This is a genomic window from Phenylobacterium sp. (genome assembly GCF_044372605.1).
GTDB lineage: Bacteria > Pseudomonadota > Alphaproteobacteria > Caulobacterales > Caulobacteraceae > Phenylobacterium.
The window spans coordinates 1-10,219 of the sequence record NZ_JBILRO010000119.1 but is presented as its reverse complement, the minus strand read 5'-3'; the positions used below and the strand labels follow the sequence as shown (position 1 = coordinate 10,219).

At 64.8% G+C, this 10,219-nt stretch carries 8 protein-coding genes; 4 read left to right on the top strand and 4 right to left on the bottom strand.

The window, feature by feature from the left end; genetic code table 11:
- Positions 1–220 precede the first annotated feature (220 nt).
- The 3 genes from ACIQ42_RS10865 (at position 221) to prfB (ending at position 5,299) form a co-directional block, all read left to right on the top strand.
- On the top strand, positions 221–1,498 hold the full coding sequence (locus ACIQ42_RS10865) for an N-acetylmuramoyl-L-alanine amidase (protein WP_397422212.1): 1,278 nt from the start codon (positions 221–223) through the stop codon (positions 1,496–1,498).
- 94 nt (positions 1,499–1,592) lie between these two features.
- Positions 1,593–4,025: a penicillin-binding protein 1A gene (locus ACIQ42_RS10860; protein WP_397422211.1), complete on the top strand. Its 2,433-nt coding sequence runs from the start codon at positions 1,593–1,595 to the stop codon at positions 4,023–4,025.
- Positions 4,026–4,185: 160 nt separating this feature from the next.
- Positions 4,186–5,299 (top strand): peptide chain release factor 2 gene (gene prfB, locus ACIQ42_RS10855; RefSeq protein ID WP_397422210.1). Its coding sequence is split into 2 segments (ribosomal slippage): positions 4,186–4,254 and positions 4,256–5,299, totalling 1,113 coding nucleotides; the frame shifts between segments, so codons are not numbered across the junction.
- Positions 5,300–5,303: 4 nt separating this feature from the next.
- Here the strand turns inward: prfB and ACIQ42_RS10850 are convergent.
- From ACIQ42_RS10850 to tyrS, 4 genes are all read right to left on the bottom strand, one after another.
- Positions 5,304–5,720 (bottom strand): polymer-forming cytoskeletal protein, encoded by a 417-nt coding sequence (locus tag ACIQ42_RS10850; protein ID WP_397422209.1) that lies wholly within the window; start codon positions 5,718–5,720, stop codon positions 5,304–5,306.
- Positions 5,701–6,855: a M23 family metallopeptidase gene (locus ACIQ42_RS10845; RefSeq protein WP_397422208.1), complete on the bottom strand. Its 1,155-nt coding sequence runs from the start codon at positions 6,853–6,855 to the stop codon at positions 5,701–5,703. Before ACIQ42_RS10845 ends, ACIQ42_RS10850 begins: the two co-directional genes overlap by 20 nt.
- 136 nt (positions 6,856–6,991) lie before the next feature.
- Positions 6,992–7,453: a peroxiredoxin gene (locus ACIQ42_RS10840; RefSeq protein WP_397422207.1), complete on the bottom strand. Its 462-nt coding sequence runs from the start codon at positions 7,451–7,453 to the stop codon at positions 6,992–6,994.
- A gap of 42 nt (positions 7,454–7,495) precedes the next feature.
- Positions 7,496–8,755 carry a tyrosine--tRNA ligase gene (tyrS, locus tag ACIQ42_RS10835; RefSeq protein ID WP_397422213.1) on the bottom strand — a complete coding sequence of 420 codons (1,260 nt, stop codon included), beginning with the start codon at positions 8,753–8,755 and terminating at the stop codon, positions 7,496–7,498.
- 266 nt (positions 8,756–9,021) lie between these two features.
- Here tyrS and ACIQ42_RS10830 point away from each other — a divergent pair, with 266 nt between their 5' ends.
- Complete coding sequence (locus ACIQ42_RS10830; RefSeq protein ID WP_397422206.1) at positions 9,022–10,128, top strand: anhydro-N-acetylmuramic acid kinase; 1,107 nt, start codon at positions 9,022–9,024, stop codon at positions 10,126–10,128.
- The last annotated feature ends 91 nt before the right edge of the window (positions 10,129–10,219 follow it).

The window sequence follows — 10,219 nt, the reverse complement described above, 5'->3', positions numbered from 1 at the left end:
CCCAGGCGCGTCCCGAAGGACGCGGATCGGAGGATGCGCCGTCACCGAGGATTCGGTCCAAGCCGACGCAGGCTTGTTTTTGTCGCTTGGCGTTCGGGCTCAATGCAAGCCTGCGACGCCGCGCGGAACTACAATAGCAAGACCAGCGGGCAAAAGGAAAGCGTTGCGCACCGCAAGACCTCGTTAACCCTTTGTCCACGGCGTTCCGGGCTATATGTCAATGAGCTTCGCAGTTGCCGAAGAGACGGTGTTTCAGGACTTTGGCATGATTGGGCGCTTGATGGCGATGGTCGGGCAGAAGAGAGGGCGCGCCGCGGCGGCCCTGCTCGTTGTCGGCATCGGCCTCGCCGCCGTTGCGGCTAGCCAGGCCGCCACCGCAGACGTCAATCTTCTGAAGGTGCGGGTCGGGGGGGATGCCGGCCAGACCCGAACCGTGGTTGAACTGGACGGCTTCACGGCGGCCCGGGTGCTTTCGGACGGATCGGCAAGCCGGCGCGTGGTTGTACTGCTGCCCGGCGTAAAGGTCGCTCAGGTTCAGCAGGGCCCCGGTCGTGGAGCGGTCAAGGCCTGGCTGCTGGACGCCCATCAGGGCGGCGCTCGTCTGCAGATGGATCTGTCGGCTGATGGCAAGATTTCGAGGCGGTTCCTTTTGCCGCCCGCGGACGGCGTGACCTCCTATCGCTACGTCATCGATGTTGCTGCCGCGCCTGGAGCGATCATGACGGCTTCGGCCGCGCCAAAACCGCCGGCGCCGACTATCCGCACCCAGTTTCTGCCCGTGCGCACGCCCGTGCAGCCGGTCAAACCCACGCCGCTGCCCCTGAAAAAGGTGGTGGTGATTGACGCCGGGCACGGCGGTCGCGACAGCGGGGCGAGTGGTGCCAAGGGACTGGAGAAGGACCTGAACCTCGCCGCTGCCCAGACACTTGCCGACAAGCTCACCCGAACAGGACGCTACAAGGTCGTGATGACCCGGTCATCGGATGTCTACGTCCCGCTCGAGAGCCGGGTCAGGATCGCCCAGAGGGCGGATGCGGATCTTTTCATCTCGATCCATGCTGATTCGGGGCCTGAACCCGGGCTCAAGGGCGCCTCGGTCTACACGCTGTCGGACAAGGCCACGCAGCGCGCCACCCGTTTTGTCAGCAACGACAACTGGTTCATGAAGGCCAGCCTGGCAGGAGACCAGGGCGTGCGTGATATCCTCTTTGACCTGACACAGCGCGCCACGCGCAATCGCTCCGCGGTCTTTGCCCAGACCCTGTTGTCCCGAATTGAGGGCAAGGCGCCATTACTGCGCCGCAGCCATCGCGACGCCGGATTCATGGTGCTTCTGGCGCCGGATGTTCCGGCGGTGTTGCTGGAGATGGGGTTTGTCTCGAATCCCGAGGACGAGGCGCGGCTTCGTGATCCGGCCAGCCGGTCCAGGCTGATGGCGGCCGTGGCGCAGGCCGTGGACGAGCACTTCGGCGAAAACATCCGGTTGGCCGCCCGGTGACGGAGGGCGTGCGCGGGGCCGTTGGCGCCCGCCGCAACACAGGCTAGACGACAAGCTTTGCAAGGGCCTTCGCGCCCCGGGAGCCTGTGCGCCATTGACCCCCCCGGACACATCCGAACGGGCAGGACCCGCCCGGTGGGTTGGACTGGCCGGCGTCATTGCGCTGAGTTTCGTGGCGGTCGCAGCGCTGGCTACGGGGCTCTATTCGGCCTGGCTGTTCCACGATATGCCCGATGCGGGTGATCTGGTGGACTATCACCCGCCGACAGCGACCCGGGCCTATGCCTGGGACGGCACGCTGATCGGTGAGTTCTCGCGCGAACGTCGGATCTTTGTGCCCTACGACGCGATCCCCGCACAGACAGCGCAGGCGTTCCTGGCCGCCGAGGATCATGGCTTCTTCAAGCACGGAGGGGTGGATATCGGTGGCTTTGGCCGGGCCATGGCCAAGAACGTTCTCAATATCGCCCAGGGGCGACGTCTTGAAGGCGGGTCCACCATTACCCAGCAGGTGGCCAAAAACATCCTGTTGACCAGCGATCAGACCGTTGGGCGCAAGCTCAAGGAGGCCATCCTCGCCTCGCAACTGGAAAGCACACTCTCCAAGGAGCGGATCCTCGAGCTCTACATGAACGAGATCTGGCTGGGATATCGCTCCTTCGGGGTTGGCGCGGCGGCCTACAACTACTTCGGCAAGTCGTTGAGCGAGTTGACCCTTGCCGAGAGCGCCTATCTGGCGGCGTTGCCCAAAGGACCGGACAACTATCATCCGACGCGGCGCTACGGGCAGGCGGTCGGCCGCCGGAACTGGATTCTCGGTCAGATGGCGGACCTGGGCTGGGTCAGCCGCGTCGAAGCTGAGGCGGCGATGCGGGAACCCCTCAAGGTCCAGCCCGCCCCGAGCCGGTCCCAGTACCGCGACGCCGACTACTTTGTGGAGGAGGTGCGGCGCATCTCGCTCAATATGAAGGAGCTCGGCGACGAGCGCCTGAATGCCGGCGGCTACTATGTCCGCACGACCCTGGACCCGGCGCTGCAGAGTGCGGCGCGCACGGCGCTCATGAACGGTCTTGAAAGCTATGACCGGCGTCACGGCTGGCGCGGTGCGTGGGGGAAGGTGGACACGCTGACCGGCTGGGAAGCGCTCGCAAAGAAGCGGTCGAAGCCGGCGGAGCGGAGAACCTGGCTACAGGCTGTCGTCACCAGCGTAGCGGGCGGATCTGTGCAGATCCGCACCGTCGAGGGTGCGGTCGGGGCGCTGGCCGGTCAGGATGTGTCGTGGGCGAGGGCCGGGAAGGGCATCGGGGTAGGCGACCTGATCTTCGTCGCCCCGAACGAGGAGGGCGCAGGATATCGCCTGAAGCAGGTGCCCGCAGTGAATGGCGCGCTGGTGGCCATGGAGCCCTATTCCGGGCGCGTGGTGGCCATGGTGGGCGGTTACTCGTTCTCGCTCTCCAGCTTCAACAGGGCCACCCAGGCGCTGCGGCAGCCCGGGTCGTCGTTCAAGCCAATCGTCTATGCTGCGGCCCTCGAGAACGGCTTTACGCCGGCCAGTACGGTTCTGGACGCGCCGATCACACTGAAGGGCTATGGCGGCCAGAACTGGAGCCCCGAGAACTACAGCCGGGACTACTATGGCGCCCTCACGCTTCGGAAAGGCCTGGAACTGTCGCGCAACACCATGACGGTTCGGCTGGCCCAGTCGATCGGGATGACCAAGGTCGCCGACCTGGCCGAACGCCTTGGTGAAACAAAGAAGATGGACAGGGTGCTGGCCATGGCGCTCGGCGCCGGCGAGACCACGGTCTACCGGATGGCAGGGGCCTATTCGACCTTCGTCAATGGCGGGCGCCTTGTGCAGCCGCACCTGATCGAGATGGTTCAGGATCGCAACGGAAAGGTCATCTGGCGGGCCGACCGACGGGAATGTGATCGCTGCGACCAGGGCTTCGGCGGGGCCGAGAGTCCGCGAATTCTGCGTACAGGAGATCAGGTCCTGAACCCGGTCACGGCCTATCAGATCACATCGATGCTGCAGGGTGTGGTGCAGCGCGGCACGGCGACGCAGGCCCTGTCGCTGGGCAAGCCGGTGGGCGGCAAGACGGGCACCACCAACGACTATCGCTCGGCCTGGTTCATGGGCTTTTCGCCCCAGCTGGTCGTGGGCGTCTACATCGGGTTTGATGACAATCGCAGCCTGGGAAACAACGAGACCGGCAGTGTCGCCGCTGTCCCGATCTTTGTGGATTTCATGGGGGTCGCGCTGAAGGACAAGCCGGCGGAGGAATTCAAGGCGCCGACCGAGGCCAGGTTCGCCATGATCCGGGGTATCCGCGAAGCTTTCCGCGCGGGCACCGAGCCCACCAGTCTGGCAGCGCCTGTGGGCGAAGCGGGTGCGCCCACCGGACCTCAACCCTACAACCAGGTCTTCCAGAACGGCGTCACCGGCGCACCCAACGCCGCCGCAGCCGTGGCGCCGGCCGCGCCGGCGGCGAAAAAGAAGGACGATCTCTCCGACTTGTTCTGACCACCAAGCCGGACTAAATCCCGCGCCCTAAGGGCATGACAGCTTCAATTGGATATCGGCTGAAGCGCCCGTCATGCTCTAAATATCTGAATAGCGAGCCTTTTTATCCGGATCAGATGAGTCTATCTGATCCGGAAAGGCTCTATCTGGAGTTAGTCCCATGAGATTGGATGTCGAGGCCGCCAAGGCTGACATCGAGCAGTCGATCGATCTGCTCAGGAGGCGTCTTTGACTGGGATGTCGCGCTTCGTAAACTCGATGAGCTGAACGCCCGGGTCGAGGATCCGACCCTCTGGGACAACGCCGAGGTCGCCCAGGCGCTGACACGTGAGCGGTCGAGGCTGGCCGCCCAGGTTGAGGCGGTGATGTCGCTTGAGCGAGACCTGACGGACGCCGTGGGCTACGCCGAGATGGCGGACGAGGAGGGTGATGAGGCCAGCCTGGAAGAGGCTCGTGCCCAATTGCGCGCCATCAAGGAGCGCGGTGCCCGCGCGGAACTCGAGGCGCTGTTATCCGGTGAGGCCGATGGCAACGACGCCTTCGTGGAAATCAACTCCGGCGCCGGCGGCACGGAGTCCAACGACTGGGCCGGGATGCTGCTGCGCATGTACTCCCGCTGGGCCAACGCCCACGGCATGACGGTCGACTTCCTGGAAGAAACCTCCGGCGAACAGGCGGGGATCAAGTCTGTCACCCTGCAGGTGAAGGGCCCCAATGCCTATGGCTGGCTAAAGACCGAGGCCGGCGTACATCGGCTGGTGCGGATTTCGCCCTACGACAGTGCGGCCAAGCGGCACACCAGCTTTGCATCGGTCTGGGTTTATCCGGTGGTAGACGACAACATTGTCATCGAGATCAATCCTTCCGACGTGCGCACCGACACCTATCGCGCGTCCGGCGCCGGGGGCCAGCACATCAACAAGACCGACAGCGCTGTGCGTCTGACCCACCTGCCGACCGGCATAGCCGTGGCGTGCCAGATGGGCCGGTCCCAGCACCAGAATCGCGAAGAGGCCTGGAAGATGCTGCGCGCCCGGCTCTACGAAGCCGAACTGCAGCGGCGTGAGGCGGCCCAGGCGGCCATCGAGGATCAGAAGACCGACATCGGCTGGGGCCACCAGATCCGAAGCTATGTTCTCCAGCCCTACCAGATGGTCAAGGACCTGCGCACCGAGGTGGAAACCTCGGATACCGGCGGCGTGCTGGATGGGGACCTGGACCAGTTCATGGGTGCGGCGCTTGCCCAGCGGGTCGGCGCGACGCGCGACGGATAGACGGTTACTCCGCCGCGACCCCGATCTGCGGCACGGCGTCGACCACCGGCGCGGGTACAATCATGAGGCTGCGGCCTTCGAAATGTGCGCCGGCTTCGATCGATAGTTCGACATGGTTGATATCGCCGTCGACGCGGGCCGTGGCCAGCAATCGCACCTGGCGAGCCGATACCGTACCGACGACCCGACCCCGAATCTCAACGGTTTCGGCCTGGATCGTGCCGGCGACGAGGCCGGTCTCACCCAATGTGAGCCGTCCGACCCTCAGGTCGCCTTCCAGTTCGCCATCCAGATGCAGGTCGCCATCCGTGACGATGTCACCCCTGAGCCTGACGCCTGCGGCCACCAGCGACGCAGCCATCGGCTTGCGCGGCGGCAATTGTTCGACGGGCTCTGCGCCCCTAGTCGCCTTGGAGAACATACTGACCGGCCTTTAGGAAGCGGCCCGGGTTCTGGGCGCGACCATTTACCCATACCTCATAGTGTAGATGTGTCCCAGTGGAACGACCTGTCGATCCCATGCCCGCGATCCGCTGGCCGACCGAGACGCGCTGTCCGGGGCGGACCGCAAAAGATGACAGGTGGGCATATCGGGTCTTGAGGCCCCGGCCGTGGTCGATTTCAACCACATTGCCGTAGCCTGACCGGACGCCTGTGTAGGCGACGGTCCCGGGACCGGTGGAATAGATCGGTGTCGCGTGGGCGCCCGAAAAGTCCAGCCCGGAATGATACGCCGGTCGGCGCGTGAACGGATCGAGCCGGACGCCGTAGCCACTGGTCTGGGTTGCGTTGGTGGTGGGCCGTCCGAACGGAAGCTCATTGGCGGCTTCCGACAGGGACTGGGCCTCTGACAGGTCGCGCGCGACCCGTTGGATGCGAACGGCGAAATCTTCGTCCACGTCGAGTACGGCGGCCAGAGCGCGCGGGTCCTTGGATTCAATCAGCGGGCCGCCCAGGGCGCCACCGCGGTCGGCGTAGGTCGAAGGCGATAGCCCTGCCATCCGGAAAGCCAGTCGGAGCCGGTCGGCGCGACCCTTTGAGAAGCTATCGGCAGCCTCGAGCAGTTGTTCCTGTCCGACCCGGACCATTTCAATTCGCCGCGCGGGCGCCGCATCGGGTTTGGCCAGGGCACGGTCGATGGCCGGCGTCAGCGCCTCGGCCGCGCCGGGAGAGCCCTTCATATCCGTCAGCAGCATGGCGAGGGCCGCATGTCGCTTTTCGATCGCCGTCGCGGCGTCTGCGTTGGAGCCGGAGGCGGCGTTGAGACGCGCCATCGCGCTGTCCAGCCGCGCCTGCCGGTCTGCGACATAGCGTTCGGACTGAGCCTTCAGAGTGGCGAATTCCCGGTCGGAGGCCGATGCGGACATCAGGTCCACCAGCATGGCGGCTGTCGAGACGCCCATCCAGAGCGCGCAGCCGGCCACGCCAGCGGCCATGAACATCTGCTTGCGGCTGGTCAGGACAAACGCCTTCATAGCGCCGCCGGAACGCACATAAAGGTGGCGTTCGGGGAACAGCTCCTCGAGCGAGCGCCGTAGCGTCGTCAGACGATCCATGCTTCCGAAAGACCTCAGGTCCCAAGTCGGGGGCCTTATGTGACGACTTTCAGCCTTGAGGCAAGGCTCTTCAGTCATTGTTAACGCCAGGTTGCCGGATTTATCTCAACTGATCACTGTTCATCGAGACTGCCAGCTATAGCCCACGCAGTTCGCCCAGGACCTCTTCCGCGTGGCCCGGCACCCGCACCTTGCGCCAGATCCGAGCCAGCTTCCCGTCCCTGATCAGGAACGTCGAGCGGTCGATGCCCATGTAGCTTCGGCCATACATGCTCTTCTCGACCCAGGACCCGTAGGCGGCAACGGTCTCGCCTTCAGGATCGGAGGCAAGGGTGACCGCCAGACCGTACTTGGCCTGAAACTTCCGGTGTGACGCCAGGCTGTCCTTCGAGACGCCCACAACAGCCGCGCCGGCCTTCTGGAAGTCGTCAATCAGCACCGTAAAGGCCTGGGCTTCCTTGGTGCAGCCGCCGGTGTCGTCCTTGGGATAGAAATAGAGAACCAGCGCGTTGCCCGCGAAATCGGCCAGTTTCACGGGACCGTCAGGGGTTTCCATGTTGAAGTCCGGCGCTGGCGCGCCCTCGATCAGGTCGGTCATCTCAAGCTCCTCGTTTTCCGCCACATGGGGGACAGTTGAGTGTCAGATCGGCTTTACCAGCACGATCTTCTTCTTCCCGACCTGAACCTTGAAGGCCTGCAGATCCGGCAGCAGTTGGTCGTAGGTGTGTTTATCGTCTGTGGTCATGCGTTGGTCGTTGATGGCGACTCCGCCGTTGGCGATCAGTTTGCGGGCCTCGCCAAGCGAGGCGGCGAGGCCGGCCTCCTTCACGAGCGTCGCCGTCGTGCGGGCATCTGGAAACTCGGCCTTGCTGACCTCCACCACGGGCAGTTCGGCGGAGAGCGTACCCTTCTCGAACACATCCTGTGCGCCGGCTGCGGCCCGGCTTGCCGCATCTGCGCCGTGCAGCATCCGTGTGGCCTCGTTCGCCAGCACCTTCTTGGCGTCGTTGATCTCCGCGCCCGGCAGGGCCTCCAAACGGGCGATCTCGTCCAGAGGAAGGTCGGTGAACAGGCGCAGAAAGCGGCCAACGTCCGCATCCTCTGTGTTGCGCCAGAACTGCCAGTAGTCGTAGGGGCTGCGCATATCGGCGTTGAGCCAGACCGCTCCGCCGACCGTCTTGCCCATCTTCTGGCCCGAGGCCGTGGAGAGCAGGGGCGTGGTCAGGCCGAACGCCGCCTTCTGGTCCACGCGGCGGATCAGTTCCACACCGTTGACGATGTTGCCCCACTGGTCGGAACCGCCCATCTGCAGCACGCAGCCGTGGCTCCGCGCCAACTCCAGGAAATCCACCGACTGCATCAGCATGTAGTTGAATTCCAGGAAGGTCATCGGCTGCTCACGCTCGAGCCGGTTCTTGACGCTGTCAAAGGCCAGCATCCGGTTGATCGTGAAATGCACGCCGTAGTCGCGGAGAAACTGGACATAGCCGAACTTCGACAGCCAGTCGTCGTTGTTGACCATCACCGCGTCCGTCGGCCCGTCGCCGAAGGTCAGGAACTTCTGGAAGGTCCCCTTGATGGTGGAAATGTTGCCCTGGATCTGGGCGTCGGTCAGTAGAGGGCGCTGGCCGTCCTTGTCGGTCGGGTCGCCGACCTTGGTGGTGCCGCCGCCCATCAGCACGATGGGTTTGTGGCCGGCCTGCTGCAGGCGGCGCAGCATCATGATCTGGATCAGATGGCCCACGTGCAGGCTGGAGGCCGTGGCGTCGAACCCGATGTAGGCCGTAACGACGCCGGCCCTGGCCGCCACATCCAGCTCCGCAGGATGGGTGATCTGATGGATGTAGCCCCGCGCCTGCATGGTCTTGAGGAATTCGGACTGGAAGGCGGCGTCGGACATCGGGGGTATCTCGGGGTCGATCAGGGAATGTTCAGGTGTTGCGCGCTCTAGCACGGCGGCGGGCGTAGTTTCGAGGGACATGGCAGGGCTCCTTGGAGATTGAGGAGGCCGGCGAGAGGGTCTGAAGGTCTGGCGCCGGCCGGTAAGGGCAGGCGCGAAAGATCGGCGGCCTGCTAACGGGGCAGGCGGTAATAGCGTCCGGTGCGGGCGACGGGGCCGATCATGACAGGCTGGCTACATCGACACGGTCATGGCAGTCAAGGGCCATGCGTGTTCTGGGATTCATGACAGGCACTTCGCTGGACGCCGTCGACATGGCGGTGCTGGAGACGGATGGCGTCTCGATTCAGGCTTTTGGCCCGGCCGGAGAGCGCAAGCTGTCGGACGCCACGCGTGACGTGGTGCTGGAGGCGACGCGACAGGCACTGGGTCTGGAGAGGGGGGCTTCCGAACCCGCCATCTTCCAGCACACGGCGGCGATGGTGGCCGAAGAGCATTTCGCAGCCGCCGAGACCTTCCTGATGGAAAATGGCCTGTCCTGGCCGGACATCGATCTGATCGGCATGCATGGTCAGACTGTGTTCCATGAGCGTCCCCGCGACGGCGTTCCCGGGCGTACAATCCAGTTGGGCGACGGGGTGATGCTAGCCCGGCTGACCGGGCGGCCCGTGGCCTTTGACTTCCGGAGCGCCGACGTGGCCGCCGGCGGGGAGGGCGCGCCCCTGGCGCCGATCTATCACCTGGCCCGCGCGAAGGCTTCGGGGCTGTCAGCTCCGCTGGCGGTATTGAATATCGGCGGCGTGGCCAATGTGACCTTCTGGTCGGGGGAAGAGGACCTGGTCGCGTTCGACACCGGCCCGGGCAATGGCATGATCGACCTGGTGGTCCAGGCGCATGGCGCAGGCCGGTTCGATGACGGCGGCAAGTACGCCAGCGTCGGTCGCGCAGATGAGGGGGTCATGAGCGCGCTGCTGACGCACCCTTACTTCCGCGCCAGGCCGCCCAAGTCGCTGGACCGTTATGACTTTTCGCTGGAGCCGTTGGCGGGGCTGAAGCTCGAGGACGCTGCCGCGACCCTGGTGGCCTTCATGGCGGAAGGCATAAAACGCGCGTTCGAGGCCATCGGTCAGACGCCCACCGAGGTCATCGTCTGCGGCGGCGGGCGCCACAATCCGGAGATTATGAAGGCACTGGTGGCGCGACTGCCGATGCCCGTCAGGACTGCCGAAGATCACGGCTGGCGCGGTGACAGCATTGAGGCGGAGGCCTTCGCGTTTCTGGCTGCGCGGACGTTTCACGGGCTGCCCATCTCATTTCCGGGCACGACCGGAGTGGCAGGGCCAATGCTTGGTGGGCGGATCGTCAGGCCCTGAGCCGGTCCCTGCCGTTCAGTGGAAGGGTGACCCTTCGGCATGCTTGCTATTCAAATGCGTGTTGGGCAGGCTGATCGCCGATAATCTATCG